General features: G+C 51.6%; 17 protein-coding genes. 4 read left to right on the forward strand and 13 right to left on the reverse strand.

Annotated features, from left to right (window positions below; translation table 11 throughout):
- Window positions 1-53: 53 nt before the first annotated feature.
- From BM025_RS09300 to BM025_RS09340, 9 genes are all read right to left on the reverse strand, one after another.
- A complete protein-coding gene (locus tag BM025_RS09300; RefSeq protein WP_085848336.1) occupies window positions 54-1097 on the reverse strand; it encodes an L-idonate 5-dehydrogenase in 1044 nt (347 codons plus the stop codon).
- Window positions 1098-1105: 8 nt separating this feature from the next.
- Window positions 1106-2383, reverse strand: coding sequence for a TRAP transporter large permease (locus BM025_RS09305; protein WP_085848335.1), 1278 nt, complete (start codon window positions 2381-2383; stop codon window positions 1106-1108).
- Between the two features lie 2 nt (window positions 2384-2385).
- A complete protein-coding gene (locus BM025_RS09310; RefSeq protein ID WP_085848334.1) occupies window positions 2386-2892 on the reverse strand; it encodes a TRAP transporter small permease in 507 nt (168 codons plus the stop codon).
- 104 nt (window positions 2893-2996) lie between these two features.
- Window positions 2997-3968 (reverse strand): TRAP transporter substrate-binding protein, encoded by a 972-nt coding sequence (locus BM025_RS09315; RefSeq protein ID WP_085848333.1) that lies wholly within the window; start codon window positions 3966-3968, stop codon window positions 2997-2999.
- Complete coding sequence (locus BM025_RS09320; protein WP_085848332.1) at window positions 3965-4708, reverse strand: GntR family transcriptional regulator; 744 nt, start codon at window positions 4706-4708, stop codon at window positions 3965-3967. The genes BM025_RS09315 and BM025_RS09320 overlap by 4 nt, the downstream gene beginning before the upstream one ends.
- A 300-nt stretch (window positions 4709-5008) precedes the next feature.
- Window positions 5009-6049: a Gfo/Idh/MocA family protein gene (locus tag BM025_RS09325; RefSeq protein WP_085848331.1), complete on the reverse strand. Its 1041-nt coding sequence runs from the start codon at window positions 6047-6049 to the stop codon at window positions 5009-5011.
- 349 nt (window positions 6050-6398) lie between these two features.
- A complete protein-coding gene (locus BM025_RS09330; protein ID WP_085848330.1) occupies window positions 6399-7181 on the reverse strand; it encodes an ATP-binding cassette domain-containing protein in 783 nt (260 codons plus the stop codon).
- Window positions 7181-8263 carry an ABC transporter permease gene (locus BM025_RS09335; protein ID WP_085848329.1) on the reverse strand — a complete coding sequence of 361 codons (1083 nt, stop codon included), beginning with the start codon at window positions 8261-8263 and terminating at the stop codon, window positions 7181-7183. Before BM025_RS09335 ends, BM025_RS09330 begins: the two co-directional genes overlap by 1 nt.
- Window positions 8264-8348: 85 nt before the next feature.
- On the reverse strand, window positions 8349-9368 hold the full coding sequence (locus BM025_RS09340) for a sugar ABC transporter substrate-binding protein (RefSeq protein ID WP_085848328.1): 1020 nt from the start codon (window positions 9366-9368) through the stop codon (window positions 8349-8351).
- A 181-nt stretch (window positions 9369-9549) separates the two neighbouring features.
- Here BM025_RS09340 and BM025_RS09345 point away from each other — a divergent pair, with 181 nt between their 5' ends.
- Window positions 9550-10749, forward strand: a complete 1200-nt coding sequence (locus BM025_RS09345) for an ROK family transcriptional regulator (protein ID WP_085848327.1) — start codon at window positions 9550-9552, stop codon at window positions 10747-10749.
- Window positions 10750-10804: 55 nt separating this feature from the next.
- Here BM025_RS09345 and hemF read toward each other — a convergent pair whose 3' ends face one another.
- Window positions 10805-11698 (reverse strand): oxygen-dependent coproporphyrinogen oxidase, encoded by an 894-nt coding sequence (gene hemF / locus BM025_RS09350; RefSeq protein WP_085848326.1) that lies wholly within the window; start codon window positions 11696-11698, stop codon window positions 10805-10807.
- A gap of 120 nt (window positions 11699-11818) precedes the next feature.
- On the opposite strand from hemF, the gene BM025_RS09355 reads away from it, so the two are divergent.
- Window positions 11819-12193 (forward strand): hypothetical protein, encoded by a 375-nt coding sequence (locus BM025_RS09355; protein WP_085848325.1) that lies wholly within the window; start codon window positions 11819-11821, stop codon window positions 12191-12193.
- A gap of 7 nt (window positions 12194-12200) precedes the next feature.
- Here the strand turns inward: BM025_RS09355 and BM025_RS09360 are convergent, their stop codons facing one another.
- From BM025_RS09360 to clpS, 3 genes are read right to left on the reverse strand one after another with little or no spacing between them, the layout of a single operon-like run.
- Window positions 12201-13013: an SDR family NAD(P)-dependent oxidoreductase gene (locus BM025_RS09360; RefSeq protein WP_085848324.1), complete on the reverse strand. Its 813-nt coding sequence runs from the start codon at window positions 13011-13013 to the stop codon at window positions 12201-12203.
- A 30-nt stretch (window positions 13014-13043) separates the two neighbouring features.
- On the reverse strand, window positions 13044-14024 hold the full coding sequence (locus BM025_RS09365) for a class I SAM-dependent methyltransferase (protein WP_085848323.1): 981 nt from the start codon (window positions 14022-14024) through the stop codon (window positions 13044-13046).
- Between the two features lie 22 nt (window positions 14025-14046).
- Entirely contained in the window at window positions 14047-14370 is a 324-nt protein-coding gene (gene clpS / locus BM025_RS09370; RefSeq protein ID WP_085848438.1) for an ATP-dependent Clp protease adapter ClpS, read from the reverse strand.
- A gap of 135 nt (window positions 14371-14505) precedes the next feature.
- On the opposite strand from clpS, the gene BM025_RS09375 reads away from it, so the two are divergent.
- Both BM025_RS09375 and BM025_RS09380 read left to right on the forward strand, forming a co-directional pair.
- On the forward strand, window positions 14506-15216 hold the full coding sequence (locus tag BM025_RS09375) for an HAD family hydrolase (RefSeq protein WP_085848322.1): 711 nt from the start codon (window positions 14506-14508) through the stop codon (window positions 15214-15216).
- A gap of 218 nt (window positions 15217-15434) precedes the next feature.
- Complete coding sequence (locus BM025_RS09380; protein ID WP_085848321.1) at window positions 15435-17009, forward strand: D-alanyl-D-alanine carboxypeptidase family protein; 1575 nt, start codon at window positions 15435-15437, stop codon at window positions 17007-17009.
- Window positions 17010-17025 lie beyond the last annotated feature (16 nt).

The following is a 17025-nucleotide window of genomic DNA, read 5'->3' on the forward strand; positions in this document are numbered from 1 at the left end:
ATGCAGCGCCCCCATAAAACGTCAAATAGGGAGCGCCACGTTTCAAGCAAAACTTAGTCGTTGAACACAAAGTGCACCTTGACGGCGCGCGTCCTGTCGGCCGCCAGTTCGAAGGCTGCATCAGCTTGATCCAGCGGCATTTGCGCAGAGATCATAGGGCGCACATCAATGCGACGCTCGGAAATGGCTGTCGCTGCCTGTGCAAATTCTTTGTGAAACCGAAAAGTGCCACGATGAGTGATTTCCTTGGCCACAAGCACACTGAGCGGCACAGCCGTATCGCCTGCCATCCCGACCTGCACCATCACGCCACGCGGGCGCAAAGCGGCCAAAGCCGCGGCGATTGCAGGTGCTGCCCCTGTGCATTCGAACACAACATCAAAGTGGCCTTTGCCTTGGGCGAAGGCCGCCAAAGCATCACCATCAGTCAACACATTGATCGTCGATGTCGCGCCCATTTCACGGGCAACACTAAGCGGCATATCTTGCAGATCCGTTACCACAATCTGTGCGGCACCTGCTTCTTTGGCTAAGGCTGCACAAAGCACGCCAATCGGCCCTGCCCCCGCAACCAAAACACGTTTACCACTAAGATCACCTGCCAGACTGCGTGCATGCATGCAGACGGCCAAAGGTTCGGAACAGGCCGCTTCAGAAACAGACACATCCCCAGACATAGGCACACATTGGCGCGCATTTAGCACGATTTGATCACGATACAAGCCTTGAACATGAGGTGTGCGCATCGCAGAGCCGCTAAAGATCATATCGGTGCAATGCATCTCAAGCCCCTGCACACAATATTCACACGTGCCGCAATGGATACTAGGGTTGAGTGCAACCATATCACCCACTTTAAGTCCTGTGACACCTTCGCCCAGTTCTTTAACGAAACCAGCCGCTTCGTGACCCAAAATGATCGGCTGAGTCACACGAATAGCGCCAAACCCGCCATGCTGATAGTAGTGCAGGTCAGAGCCACAAATCCCCCCTGCACCAACGGCAACACGAACTTCGCCAGCCTTGGGCGGCGCGACCTCCCGCGTCTCTACACGCAGGTCTTTCGCGCTATGAAGGCAACATACACGAGTTTTCATAAATTCTCCTAAGGCATCAAGACGGACGGCAGCCATGTCGCAAGCGCGGGAACATAAGACACTGCCAAAAGGACACAGATATTGGTGAGCAAGAATGGCAAGATTGCAACCACCACGGGGGCAAGCGGCAAGCGCGCGATCCCCGCACAGACGAACAAACATACACCGACAGGTGGCGTTGTCAGACCAATCATCAAATTAAGCACCGCAAAGGTCGCAAAGTGCAGCGGATCGATACCCACGGCTTCAGCCAGCGATAACAGCGGCACAAACAAGATGATCAGCGCTGCAATGGTTTCCATAAACATGCCAACGAAAAGTAGCAAAAGATTGATGATCAAGATGACCAAAATTTTATTGTCCGTGAAAGACAAAACACCATCAGCAATCGCTTGAGGAATTTTTTCTGACACCAAAATCCAGCCAAACACATTGGCGAACCCCACAAGCACCAAGATGCCCGCAGATGACACGGCACTGTCGATGACAATTTTAGGGACCAATCGCAGCGGCAATTCACGATAGATAAAGCACCCGACAATCATCGCATACACAGACGCAATGACTGCGGTTTCCGTGGGCGTCGCCAAACCCGACAGCAGGCCGTAGATGATCAAAAACGTCATCGCCAGCGCCCAAATGGCCCCTGCAAATGCGCGACCAACTTCGCCAAAACCCTGCCATGGCTGATGGGGGAAATTGTTACGGCGTGAAATGATATAAGTCGTCACCATCATAGCAAGACCCATCAAAATACCGGGAATCGCACCCGCTAGGAACATCTTGCCTACAGAAATACCGCTAAGCGCACCAACGATAATCATCGGAACAGATGGCGGGATAATCGGCCCCACGGTCGAAGATGCAGCGGTCACCGCTGCGGAAAACGCTGCAGGATAGCCCGCCTTTTTCATACCAGGGATCATCACCCCCCCGATGGACGCCGCATCAGCCACAGCTGTGCCCGTGATGCCGCCAAACAGCATGGATGCCGCGATATTTGTTAGGCCCAACCCGCCTTTGATCCAGCCGACCAGCGCATTGGCAAAACGAATAATACGGTGCGTGATACCACCTAAGTTCATCAAATTGCCTGCTAAAATGAATCCTGGAATGGACAACAGCACGAACACATCCATACCTGCATACATTTTTTGCGGCATGACGACAGCAGGGATACCCGCAAGAGTCAGATACCCAAGCGAGGCAACGCCAAGCGTCACTGCGACCGGCAAACCAATCACAAGCCCACCAATAAACAGGCTAAAAAGAACGGTGACTTCCATGATTATGCTTCCTCAGGTTTCTTTTCAGGCATGCCATCGTCACTGCCTGTGATCATGCCGACAATGCGGATCAATGCCGCGAGCGCTAAAACAGCCAACAGCAGCCAAACTGTAAAATGAACATAAGTCATGCGCAGGCCAAGCGCGGGCGAAGTCTGCATCCGGCCAATGGACACGTATTTCCACGCAGGGGCCAAAAGATAAACTGTCAAGCCAAAGGTCATTAGCGCCGAAACCATTCGCAGCATCCAAGGGCCACGCCCCGGCAGGCTTTCGCAAAAGACATCAACGTTGACCATATCCCCCGTGCGCAAAGCCAGCCCTCCGCCAAATGCAACAAGATATAACAAAGCATACCGCGTTAACTCTTCGGTCCACACTGGGGAGTTACCCATGGTGCGCCCAACGACTTGGATCAAAACAGCGCAGATCAAAACCAAAAAGGCCAACCCCGCACCAGCGCGTGCAAGCCAGACAAAGGCTTTTGTTATTTGATTGAGTCTTTTCATAAATCACTCTGGTAGCTCAAGCGCATATGCGCTGCGATAAAAAATCCCCAACTCCGCCACGTCAGGGAGCGCCGCGCGGAATTGGGGAAACCGAACTGGTAGGTTTAGTGAGAGAACAAAACTTCAACGATAGGTTTGATTTCGTCGTTCACATTGGCCAGAACAGCGTCTTTTGCTTTGGCTTGGAACGCAGCGCCGTCCACTTCAACAAAGGTCATGCCTTTGCTTTCAAGATAGGCACGATCATCAGCCACAGAAGCTTCAAACAGTTCACGCTCATAGGCTTGCGCCGTTGCCGCAGCTTGCATCACGGCGGCTTGGTCGTCCGCAGACAGGCCAGCCCATGTGGATTCAGCAATTGTCAGGTAGATCCAAGACCGCACGTGTTCGGTCAAATTGACGTGGCTTTGTACTTCATTAAAGTTCGCAGAGCGGATCAAAGCCAGTGGGTTTTCTTGTGCGCCGATCGTGCCGTTTTGCAGCGATGTAAACACTTCAGAAAACGCCATTGGAGTCGGTTGCGCGCCAAGCGCTTTCCACACATCCACGAAAAGCGGCACGTTTGGCACACGCATTTTCAAGCCGTCCAGATCGTCAGGCGTGGTGATCGCGCGATTGGATGTCAGGTTGCGTGGACCACGCGCAAAATGTGCAATAGGACGAATTTGAGCGCGCTCGATGATCTGTGCTTTGATCATGTCACCAATCTCGCCTGACGCCACTTCATCCATGTGATCAAGCGATTTATACGCATAAGGCACAGCCAAAAGCGCTGCCATTGGCGCCCAGTTTTGCAAAGACTCACCGGTGATGGTCATATCAACAGTGCCAAGCTGCATGCCATTGATCAGATCAATTTCTTTGCCCAAAGACTCGTTCGGGAACACGTCTACTGCGATGCGGCCCTCGGTCAACGTCGACAATTCTTCGCCGAATTTCACGGCTGCTTTGTGCCATGGGTTGTCTTCATTCGCGAGGTGACCAAGTTTCAAGGTCATGTCTTGCGCCATCAAAGGCGCGGACATCAAAGTTGCAACAGTCGCGATAACCGCTGATAGTTTCCAAGTGATTGTCATGTGTACTCTCCTCCTAGAGTGGGTGTATTGACTGACGGGGCAAGGCCACCCTCAGGCAAATCGAAAAAACTGGGATTGGCCGCGATCACGCCAGGCAAATAATCAAGCATTAAGCGCAGGTGTTGGCGGGCATTTTCTTCGGCGCGATCTAAATCTCTGGCTTCAACGGCATCCACAATCTGCGTGTGCTGTTCGATCAACAACGCCATTGGATAATCGAACAAAGACAAAAACCGCACGCGGTCCATTTGGGCTTTCACGCCTTCAACAAAGCTCCATGTACCTGCTTTGCCGACGGCATCTGCAAGCATACGGTGGAACTGTTCATCCAGTTGTGTGAAAGTCTCAAGGTCATCTGCGTGGACACGTTTTTGCAGCTCAATTTGCGCCCGCAAAGTGCCGATCAGCGCATCATCACGCGTCTTGGCCAGCAAACGCACAATGTCAGCCTCGATGGCTTCACGCAGAAATCTTGCATCTAAAACATCTTGATAGGCGATCCTAGAAACGACGGTACGCCGCTGTGGGCGGATCAACAGCAAACCTTGGTCCGCCAGCTTTATAAACGCCTCGCGCACAGGCTGGCGACTGACATCATATACCTTGGCAATTTCGGTCTCAGAAATGCGGTCACCGGGTTTGAGATGGTTGCGAATGATCCGATCGCGCAGCCTTTGCGTCAGCTGCGGTGTAATCGGCAAAGCTGGGTCAAGGGGACGCATTGGATCCATTTGCAACATGTAGATTCTCCTCCCACATTCAAACTGCCATACTTCCATACAAGTTTGCAATAAAAATTGTATACCATTTCTAATGGATGTGCTGCAAAAGGAAAAAATATATAATTAACTGAATAATATGATAAAAATAAATAAACCGATCACGCCATCAGTGAAAAATCATAGGAAATGAAACAAATAAATTCTGATAAAGGGGCAATCTGATCTCTTAGGGGACAAACTAAAGTGGACTGAATGCTCTTTGGACAAGGGTAAATCGACGCCCATCGGCCTTAGTCACAACGTGAGCGGGTTCACCATTTAAATGCCTTGCGAGAGAATGACTGTGCGATCGTCGCGCGATGATGTGATCATGGCATCAATCAACCTATGAACGTTTAATGCTTCGCGTCCAGAGATGGCGGGTGCCCGATGTTCATCAAGCGCTGCTGCAAAATCTGTCAGAATTTCTTTATGCCAATCGTGGGTGAACGCCATAGGATCAGCACCGCCACCTGTGGCTCCCTGTGCGCCATGCGTATCAACGCGACCATCGCGCCAGTGCACAACCAACTGACCAGAAGCAAGCGTCACACTGGCCTCAGCGCAGTGCAGCGTGATGGTTTCAGCACCACCAGGGAAACTTGCCGTGCTGCACGTCACAGATGTGATAACTCCAGATTGAAAATCCACACTGGCCTGAACAAAATCTTCGGACTCCATTTTATGCAGCGCTGTCGTGCGCGCTGTTGCACGCACTTGATGTACGGGGCCCAACAAAGATAGCGCCAAATCCAACGTATGAATCGCTTGGGAAATTAAAACACCGCCACCGTCGCGCACGTATGTTCCACGCCCCGGCGCATCGTAATAAGACTGGTCGCGCCACCATGGCACTGTGATCTCGGCTACGGCAATGTCGCCAAAAGCATTTTGTGCCAGCAATGACGCGAGTTGTTTCGAAGCTGCGCGCATCCGGTGTTGGAATACGACCCCAAGCGTAACACCTGCCGCTTCACAAATTTCGACAATCTTTTGGGCCGCGACCGTATCGCGTTCAATCGGTTTTTCCATCAAGATGTGCTTGCCGGCTTTGGCAAAAATCTGAACCATCTCCAAACGGGCATTCGGCGGGGTGCAAATAAGAACAAAATCAATATCAGGATCATCCGCAATATCTTGCGCATTGGCATAGACATTCGGCGTGTATCCCAGCGTGGATGTCACAGAATCGGCAAAGATTGTGGCCCGTTTTTTGTCGCGTGCGCAAACACCTGCAAGGGTGATTTTTGGGTGCGCATCCGCGATGGCGCGTACATGCGTTTGCGCCACCATACCAAGCCCAATCAAGACCGCTTTCATTGTGCTCTCCCTAGCCAATGCGTGTGAATGGGTCGAACGCTAGAGCAAGGCCATTAATCTGTAAAGTTCTAGTATGTCAGATTGGGTAGGTCATAAATCATACGCGGATTCGGGCGATACAGCAGGTAGATTTACGCTTATTGAGCTGTCACACCTTTATAGGTTTGCTGTAAATTCATAACGATTTCTGCGTGGGTGACCTCTTTACGGTCGTAGTGACTATGTAGGTTTCTAAAGAACACAGACGGCATTAAGGGCCGCTACACTGAGCCCTATAAGTTAAACCAACCAGATACGACTGCACGTCTCCGGTTGGTTTAAGTCTTGTCGCTTTACATATCGCTCGGCGCTATACCTCGGCCATATCACCCGATTGAGGTGCGTCTTTTGCGCCTGTCATAAAGGCAACTGCATCAGACATCGTGTAATCTTTTGGATCGATAACGCAAAGGCGCTTGCCAAGTCGATGCACGTGAATGCGGTCTGCAACTTCAAACACATGTGGCATGTTGTGGCTGATCAAAATGATAGGGATGCCACGCGATTTAACATCCTGAATAAGCTCTAGAACCTTGCGGCTTTCTTTAACCCCAAGCGCTGCCGTGGGCTCATCCAAGATAATGACCTTTGACCCAAAAGCGGCGGCGCGTGCGACAGCAACCCCTTGGCGTTGCCCCCCAGACAGGGTTTCCACCGCTTGATTGATATTTTGGATCGTCATTAAACCAAGTTCAGTAAGCTTTTCGCGCGCCTTCTCTTCCATCATTTTGCGATCAAGTTGGCGCAGGAACGTTCCACGCCAGCCCGGCTTTCTAAGCTCACGCCCCATGAACATATTGTCAGCGATCGACAGTGCCGGCGACATCGCAAGGGTCTGATAAACCGTTTCAATACCGACATTGCGTGCATCAATAGGAGAGGTAAATTTGATCTTTTTCCCTTCAAGATACACATCACCCTCATCAGGGATCACAGCACCAGAAACAGCTTTAATCAAAGAGCTTTTCCCCGCGCCATTGTCACCGATCACAGCCAGAATTTCACCTGGGTACAGATCAAAATCGCAATGATCCAAGGCAGTGACTTTGCCATAACGTTTGACCAAATTACGGCCTTTGAGAATGGGTTCCATTACACTGATACCTTTCTGATCCATTGATCGACTGCGACGGCTGAAATGATGAGCAAACCAATCAACAAGAATGTCCACTGCGCATCTGCGCCTAACAAACGTAAGCCAAGTGTAAACACGCCCACGATGAGTGCGCCAAACAACGGCCCCATGATAGACCCGCGCCCACCGAACAATGAGATGCCGCCAATCACAACGGCCGTGATGCTTTCGATGTTCAAAAGCTGACCTGATGTCGGGCTCACACTGCCAATGCGGCCAATCAATGCCCAGCCTGCGATGCCGCAAATCAAACCTGTAACCGCATACACTGAAATCAAAATTTTACGCACATTAACGCCTGACAATTGTGCCGCCTCGGGGTCATCCCCTACGGCGTAAATGTGGCGGCCCCATGCGGTTTGTCGCAATGCGTAGGCCAAAAAGGCAAAGATCAAAACCATGGCAATCACGCCAAAAGTAAAGGTCGCGCCACCACGTCCATCCGCGTCAGCACCGACTTTAAAGGTCGTGCCAAGCAGTTGCAGCAAAGGTGCCTCTGCTTCAATTGTCTGACTGCGAATGGTTTCATTGGCGGAGTATAAAAAATTGGCAGCGAGAACGATTTGCCACATGCCAAGCGTCACAATAAAGGGCGGCAATTTCATCACCGCAATCAGCCAACCGTTGATCGCCCCCACAGCCGTGCCAAATGCCAAACCGCACAGCACCGCGATTTCCACGGGAATGCCATAGCGAAAGGTAAACTGTCCCATGATCACACTAGACAAAACCGCGATGGCACCAACGCTAAGATCGATACCAGCGGTTAAGATCACAAGGCTTTGCGCAGCAGCAACGATCCCAACGATTTGTACCTGTTGCAAGATCAACGTCATCGCAAAAGGTGAAAAGAATTTAGCCCCCAAAAGCAGGCCAAAAATGGCAATGGACAGGACCAATACAATCAACGGCACCAAAGCCGGATTGACATGAAGCCAATGTTGCAGGGTCGGCACAAACCCCTTTTTGTGCGTTTGAAATTGTGCGACCTGATCCGGCGCTGCACTGGCAGCCCCTTCAAAATTCTCGGCGTCAGACATGATCACTCCCCAGATTGTCTTCAAGCAGTTTATATGAAAGAGGGGCGCATAACGCCCCCCTTATCGTTTTTGTTATAACAAGGGCTTACCCCCAGCAGAGGTTACGGCCGTCTTCAACTGAGATGGAGTCAACACCATCCACAGCCTTGTCCGTCACAAGCGCAACACCTGTATCAAAGAAGTTTTTGCCAGGAGTAACTTCAGGCTTCGCACCATCATTTGCCCATGCGGCAATCGCTTCGATACCTTTTGATGCCATAAGCAATGGGTACTGCTGCGATGTTGCGCCGATCACGCCGTCCGCAACGTTTTCAACACCAGGACACCCACCATCGACAGACACGATCAACACGTCTTTCTCACGTCCGATAGATCTAAGCGCTTCATAAGCGCCCGCAGCGGCTGGTTCATTGATGGTGTAAACAACGTTGATCATAGGCTCTTTCGCCAGAAGGTTTTCCATGGCTTTACGGCCACCTTCTTCGTTGCCTTGCGTTACGTCATTGCCAACGATACGTGGGTCAGTTTCGTCGCCCCATTTGTTTGGATCGCCAAGATCAATACCGAAGCCTTGCAAAAAACCTTGGTCGCGCAAAACGCCAACAGACGGCTGGCTAACAGCCAAATCAAGCATCGCAATTTTAGCGTCTGCGGCCGCATCGCCAAGCGTCGCGGCGGCCCACTGACCGATCAATTCACCCGCAAGAAAGTTGTCTGTCGCAAATGTTGCATCGGCTGCATCGATTGGCTCAAGCGGCGTGTCGAGTGCGATCACAACAAGACCAGCATCCCGTGCTTGAGTGACGGCAGAGACGATGGACGACGTGTCGGACGCAGTCAAAAGAATACCCTTTGCGCCATCCGCAATACATGTCTCAATCGCAGCAACCTGTGTTTCGTGGTCGCCATCAACTTTACCCGCGAAAGATTTCAGCTCCATGCCCAACTCAGCCGCTTTGGCTTCAGCGCCTTCTTTCATCTTCACAAAGAATGGGTTGGTATCTGTTTTGGTGATCAAGCATGCAGTTGTCTTGTGATCGTCAGCCATAGCAGCGCCAGCAGATGTGACCAATGCAAGTGCAGTACCGATAAGAAGTTTATTCATGGTTTCCTCCCAGAAATTCCAAATTTGGCAGCCGGTTCGCCGCTCCCTTTTCGCCGAATCGTTTTAGCGAATGACGTAAAGGTGACAGAGTTTCGACCAAGCTGTCAATTAATTAGTTAACTTTCCTTATTAATGTAAATGAGGTATTCAGCTACACCGAAGAACGGTATATGGATGCACAATGGAAGAGACCGTCGTCAGAAAAATCTCTGCGGGCCTTAGTCAAAAAGGTGTTCGCAACCACAACGAACGCCTGCTGCTTTCGTTGCTCCAAAGGCATGGAGACTTGCCTGGAAGTGATCTGTCTCGACTGGCTGGACTGTCACCACCGACTGTTTCGGCCATTCTAAGACGTCTTGAAAACGACGGTATCTTAGAGCGCGGAGAACCTGTGCGCGGCAAAGTTGGCAAGCCATCTTCCCCCATGCGCATATCCCCCAACGGGGCTTTTTCATATGGGCTCAAAATTGGCAGACGTTCTGCAAGCCTTTTGTTGATGGATATCACCGGCGTCATTCGACACCAGCGCGACATGACCTATGCCTTTCCCGTCCCTGCAGATGTCTTTTCTTTTTTGCGCAATGGCATAGAAGACATTAAATCATTGCTGAGCGTGAAAGACCTGTCGCGGATTTGCGGTATAGGTGTTGCTGCCCCGTTTGAGATGTGGAACTGGCGAGATCAATCTGGCAAAGCCGATGAAGCATTCAAATCGTGGGAAGGCGTCAATTTTCGGCTCGAAATCGAGACGATCAGCACCCTGCCCGTCACAACCCTGAATGATGCAACTGCGGCCTGCCAAGCGGAACACATCTATGGGCGCGGCAAAGAGTTTCGTGACTACGCCTATTTTTTCGTGGGCACGTTTATGGGCGGTGGCGTGGTGTTAAATCACTCTGTGTTCGAAGGGCGCCAAGGCAACGCTGGCGCACTTGGCTCCATGCGCAGCATCGGCCCAAACGGCGAAAGCATGCAACTTGTCGACACCGCTTCGATGCACCTGCTAGAGGCACGATTGCGTGAGGTAGATCTTGACCCTGCTCTCCTTTGGGTTTCTCCGCAAGATTGGACAGATATTTCCAGATATGTTGAACCTTGGCTTGGCCAAACAGCGCAAGAACTGGCCAAGGCCAGTCTTTCAACCTGCTCTGTAATCGATTTCGAAGCCATTTTGATTGATGGGGCTTTTCCTGCAGAAATCCGCCATGAATTGGTCGAACGGGTCCGCCGCTACATTGCCAATCAAGACACCAGAGGGCTTATCCCGCCCCAGATTGAAAGCGGTAATATAGGCGGAAATGCCCGCGCCATCGGCGCTGCCAGCGGTCCTATTTTTGCTCAGTATTTCCTAAACACAAACGCAGGGCTTGTGGCCGTTTAACAAACCCCATGCGCCGACATACTGCTTTCGAGAAACGTCTTGCTGCGATGCGCAGCTAAACCCACTTTGCCAAAGGCGGCAGTGACATCAGAACGGCATTGGCATCGTGACCCGTCTCAAGACCGAATTTAGTTCCACGATCATACACCAGATTGTATTCTGCGTAGAGCCCACGATGCACCAACTGCGCGTCTTTGTCGGCATCCGTCCACTGCGTGTTGCGGCGTTTTTCCGTTGCCCCCAAAAAGGCTGGTAAAAAGGCACGTCCAACATCTTGGGTAAAGGCAAAGTCAGCCTCCCAATCTTCTGTGCAGTGATCATCAAAAAATATCCCACCAACACCGCGAGCACGGTTGCGATGCGGGATATAAAAATACTCGTCCGCCCACTCTTTGAAGCGTGGGTAATAGCCTGCATCATGGCGGTCGCAGTGCTCTTTTTGCACAGCGTGAAACGCCGCTGTATCATCTTTATATTCGATGCAAGGGTTCAGGTCTGATCCACCCCCAAACCACCACGCATGTGGCGTCCAAAACATCCGCGTGTTCATGTGCACAGCGGGCGCGTGCGGGTTTTGCATATGCGCCACAAGCGAAATACCCGCAGCCCAAAAGCGCGGATCATCTTTCATTCCAGGCAAGCCTTTGCGCGCGGCCATAGCATTTTGCGCGCGTTCACCAAGCGTGCCGTAAACAGTCGAAATATTCACACCAACTTTTTCAAACACACGTCCACCGCGCATCACAGACATCAAACCACCGCCTGCATCACTGCCATCTTCTGAGTTGCGTTTGGTTTCGGTAACTTCAAAACGCCCCACGGGTTGATCCGCAAACGGGCCCGTGACCTGCGTGTCCTCTAGAGTTTCAAACGCCGCAACGATGTCATCGCGCAGTGAGCGAAACCATGCAGAAGCGCGTGTTTTTTCAGTATGAAAATCATCGGTCATCAGACGTCCTTTGCAGCAGAATTCGAATTCTGTGTTAGCAGAAATACGCCGATAGTGCCAAGGGCGGTTATCGCGCGGCAAATCCGCGCTATGTTAGCGTATAATCAAAGGAGTTTTCCCATGCGCCTGCTATTAGCCCTGCCCGCGTTGCTTGTCTTATCAGCCTGTTCTGAACAACAAATGTGCATATCACGCGCAACGCAAGATTTGCGCACGGTGCGCGGCTTTGCGACAGAAGCAGAAGGCAATCTGGCGCGAGGATATGCACTGGTTGAAACGCAGGTTGTTGACTATGAACGCGTGCAGTGTGGAACCACCTCTGAAGGGGCTACCAAATACTGTCGCGTTCCCGTGCGCGACACAGTGCTCAAACGCAAATCAATTGATTTGGATGCCGAGGCCGCAAAGCTATCTGTGCTGCGCCAAAAAGAAAGCGCACTGGCCCTAAAAGCGGATGCAAGTATACTTGCCTGCCAAAAAGCATACCCTAGCTAAACGCAGTTCAATGCATGGGTTTGCGCACAGGGTCAACCAAAGTGCGCCCGCCATCCACAGTTAAAATTTGTCCCGTCATAAACCCTGAGCCTTCTGACGCAAGATATTGAACTGTCTCGGCCACTTCGGTTGCCGAGGCAATCCGCCCAAGCGGCGTTTTTTCGATGATTTCGTCACGATACTCTTCGTGGTCGGTCAAAATATCTTGCAGGCTCGCGCTCATAACCGACCCGAAAGCCACTCCGTTGATACGAATACCATGAGGTGCAAGCGCAACGGCCATAGACCGTGTCATCTGATCCACCGCAGCACAGGAAATAGAGAATGCCATCAAAGACGGATGCGTGCGCCGCGACGCAATGGATGACAGGTTGACGATAGAGCCCACAGGCGCATGTGGGTTTTCATCTCGTTTTGAATTGGCCCGCATCCATTTTGACACCTGCTGCGTCATCCGCAAGCTTGTCATCAGGTTTTGTTCAAGCAGGTATTCAACCTTATCCTCTTTCGCCACTGTAGGATCACACGGCGCCACTTGGCGCGAGGCATTGATCAAAATATCCACACCATCAAAGGCGTCAATCGTGGCAGACAGCAGATTGGCGATGGTCAGTTTTTGACGCAAGTCACCGGCAAAATACCGAATATTGGATGCCTCATCTTGCGCGGCATCGCCAATCTCGGCAATCAATCTATCTTCATCGATATCGGCACACATGACATTTGCACCTTGGGCCAGAAAGTGGCGCGCAATCGCGAGCCCGATCCCATTGGCAGCCCCAGTCACGATGGCGGTCTTTCCTGCAATCGAAAAGCTCATGGCAAAATCTCCGAATCTGTTCGTCTCACGTTACGACGTTCTCTTGCTGGCACGAAGGGGCTTTGACGCTTGAAGGATTTTGAACCCAGAGGTTCCGCCAATTTCCGCCACAACGCCAAAATGTTGGCCAAGTGTCGCCTCATAAGGCAAATGACGGTTCGCCACCATCCACAATTTTCCGTGCGGCGCCAAACAGCGCGCGGCAGAGGCGATAAACGCCTGCCCCAACGCGGGGTCCGCGGTGCGAGCGGTGTGAAACGGCGGGTTCATAATGATGCCATCAAAACCAGGTTTGGTTTCAAAGGTAGTGACATCCGCCCAGTGAAACACCGCGCGCGCATCATCAATGTTGTCTTTGGCGCAGGCGAGCGCTGCAGCTTCAGCTTCGACGATATGAAGCTGCTTGACGCCTTCATGCGTCAAAATATGACGTGATAAATATCCCCAGCCCGCACCGAAATCGGCAACCTTGGCGGGCAGTTTTTCAGGCAAAGCCTCGACCAAAGCCGCTGAGGCTTTATCAATACCGTCCGCCGAAAACACACCAAGACGGGTCACAAACCCTTCAACAACATTCAAGGCACCGGGATCAACCCAATCGGTGAAATCGCCGCCCTCGAACAGAAAGGCTTTGCCATGCGCCTTGGAAACCAAAGCAAGAATAGGCGTACGCTTGCGAACTTCTTTAAGCAAGCTGTCGATGCCATCCGTTTTTTGCCCATCCACAACCACGCGCGTACCACGCGCAGCTGCATCGGCGATCAAAGCACGCGCTTCGGCTTTGGCACGCGGCACAGCGACGATGGCAAGATCAAAGTCGCCCTCTGCAACGGTGCGCACGTTACATCCAAGCGCCTCAAAGGCGGCGGCATCAGGTTTAAACCCTTGCACGATTTGCACATCCGCAGCGCCAAGCGCACTGAGATCTGCACCGGCACGGGGGCGATAGACCACGGCCCGATTGGGCTGGTCTTGTCCATCAAGGACGAGGGGAAGTCTGGGGGATACCATTGGCAGGTCTGGCGCAGAGCGCCTATTCCTTTTCCATTGTGCATTGCAGCGGGTGTTGATGACGACGCGCGAAATCCATCACTTGAGACACTTTGGTTTCAGCAATTTCAAAGGCGAAAACGCCCACAACCGCCAAACCTTTGGTGTGAACCGTCAACATGATTTCAGTCGCTTGAGAACTTGTGATACCGAAGAAACGCTCCAGCACCAAGATAACAAACTCCATAGGAGTGTAATCATCGTTCAACAGCATCACTTTGTACATCGGCGGACGTTGGGTTTTCGGCCTTGTTTTCAAAGCGAGACCAAGGTCACCGTCGTCAAAGCGATCATCTTTATCGGACATTTTTAAAGGCAAACGGATCACGCGGGGCGCTCCAATTCGGGTATGCAGAAAATTCAGTGTTCGGGCGCAGTATATAGCCCCTTTTTCCCGCGAATAAAGGGGGGTATGCCCTTAGAGGTTAAGGAGATGACCCAAATGTCCGTTAAATTCTCGACAATTGCCTTTGATGCTGACGATACGCTGTGGGAAAATGAACAGTTTTTCCAAGTGACCCAAGGTCGATTTGCCGATCTTTTGGCCGATTTCACCGAACCTGATCACTTGGCCGAACGCCTGCTCGCAGCTGAGCGCCGCAACCTTGGTCGCTATGGATTTGGCATCAAAGGGTTCATGTTGTCGATGATTGAAACGGCAATCGAAGTCACGGATGAGCGTGTGTCAGCCAGCGTGATCAAAGAACTGATTTCAGCCGGACAAGAGATGCTGCAACACCCAGTTCATCTATTGGATGGCGCGGCAGAAACCGTTGCGCAGTTGGCACAGGACTATATCATTTTACTGATCACCAAAGGCGACCTTTTGGATCAAGAACGCAAGCTCGCCCAGTCAGGCTTGGGTGAATTTTTTGACGGGGTCGAAATCGTGTCGAACAAAACGCCGCAAGTTTATACAGAAATTTTCACACGACACAGCGCCCGACCCGATCAAATTATGATGGTGGGCAACTCCATGAAATCTGACGTTATTGCACCAATACATGCAGGTGCTTGGGGCGTTTTTGTACCGCACAATCGTACGTGGGACATTGAGCATGCAGAGCCGCCATTGGGGCACCCTAAGTTCCAAGAATTGGAAAATCTACATGCACTCCCCGCGTTGATTGCACAAATTTCCAACTCTCGCTGAACAATCTGGATTTTTTTACGCTGCTGAAGTCTACAAAATATGACGTACAAACATAGTATGTAGACAATCTGAACATCACGACCACAACATATGGCGTTGCAGGGATGCATCCCTCAAAACCCCTTGAAAATTGACAGTTTTCTCAATTCAAACCCTGTGCTAGGTTGATTTCAAATAAGTTGGGCGAAAACGATCCGACAATATGAGGCAGATTTATTATGGCAAGCAACGTGCAAGCACGCGTGAAAACGTGCGGCGTTTCTAAGAGCATTTTTTCCCTTTGGCTCATCGCATTGTTTGCGGCATTCGCCCCGATCAATGCCGCGATGTCCGCCGAATATGCAGCGCTGGTTATGGATGCGCGCAACGGAAAAGTTTTACATGCCAGCAACGCCGATACACGATTGCATCCAGCCTCACTGACCAAAATGATGACGCTCTACATCGCGTTTGAAGCGATCGAAAACGGTGAGATTTCACTGGATTCAACAGTTACCATTTCCCGCAAAGCCGCCAGCGAACCGCCTTCACGACTGGGATTAAAAGCCGGACAGAAAATCAAACTTCGGTATTTGATTCGTGCTGCAGCCGTCAAATCAGCAAATGATTCTGCAACAGCAATTGGTGAAGCTATCGAAGGCTCGGAAGCTGCCTTTGCCCGCCGGATGAATCGCACAGCCCAAGCACTTGGCATGTCACGGACCACTTTCAAGAATGCACATGGCTTGACCGAAAGCGGCCACCTGTCCACGGCTCGGGATATGAGCGTTTTGGGCCGCCATGTATTTTACGACTACCCAGAATATTATAACCTTTTCTCACGCAAAACCGCCGACGCGGGCGTGCGCACAGTGACACACACCAATTCGCGGTTTTTGAACAGCTACAAAGGCGCCGATGGGATCAAAACAGGTTATACATCTGCTGCGGGCTTTAATCTTGTGGCTTCTGCGCAGCATGGCACTGAGCGCATCATCACCACGGTGTTTGGCGGGCGTTCAACCATCACGCGCAACGCGCGTGTGGCAGAATTGATGGATCTTGGCTTCAAACGTGCCGGCACACGCGTTGCCGTCAACAAACCCCAAAAACCACCCTATATGGGCAAAGCTTCAACAGGTGCTGTGATGGTGGCGGATTCTGGGCGCACGCCGCGCAAAGCCTCTAAAATCGTGCGGGCGCGGATTATGATGACCTCTAGCCCTCTGCCAAAAATGCGCCCTCTGCGCGCACTGGAGCCTGAAGAAGAAAACATCCTGTTGGCAATGTCAGATGATATTTTCAACGTTGTGGCAGAAGCAAACAAAGAAGCCGCAGTTTTGGCCGCAGCCAATGCAGCGGCAGCGCAAGCCGCTACATTGCTGCAAACTGCAGCGTTGGAGCAAACCAGCGAGGCACCTGCAGCCCCCCAAACAGATGTGCTTATTAGCTTCAAACCAACACCGCGCCCTGAGCGTTTAGACCTCACAGCGGTCGAATCCATCGTCGCACGAGCCACACCAGCCGCAATCGAAGACGCAGCTCCGGTCATTGTGACCCGCATGTCCACATCGGGAAACCGCCACTGGGGTATCAATATCGGAACCTATGGGTCTGAATATGAAGCACGCAAAGTTTTGCTAAAAGCAGCGCTTGCTGAGTTGGAAAACCTTGATGGTGCATTGCGTAAAGTTGTGCGCAGCAAACGTGGATATGATGCGAATTTCTTAGGCCTGACGCAAGATGTTGCGGCTCTCACATGCCGCAAACTTGAAGCGCGCGGCAGTGATTGCAAGGTCTTCGGTTCATCTTAAATCTATTGCATTGGTG

This window comes from Pacificibacter marinus (assembly GCF_900109555.1).
In the GTDB taxonomy this organism is placed as follows: domain Bacteria; phylum Pseudomonadota; class Alphaproteobacteria; order Rhodobacterales; family Rhodobacteraceae; genus Celeribacter; species Celeribacter marinus_C.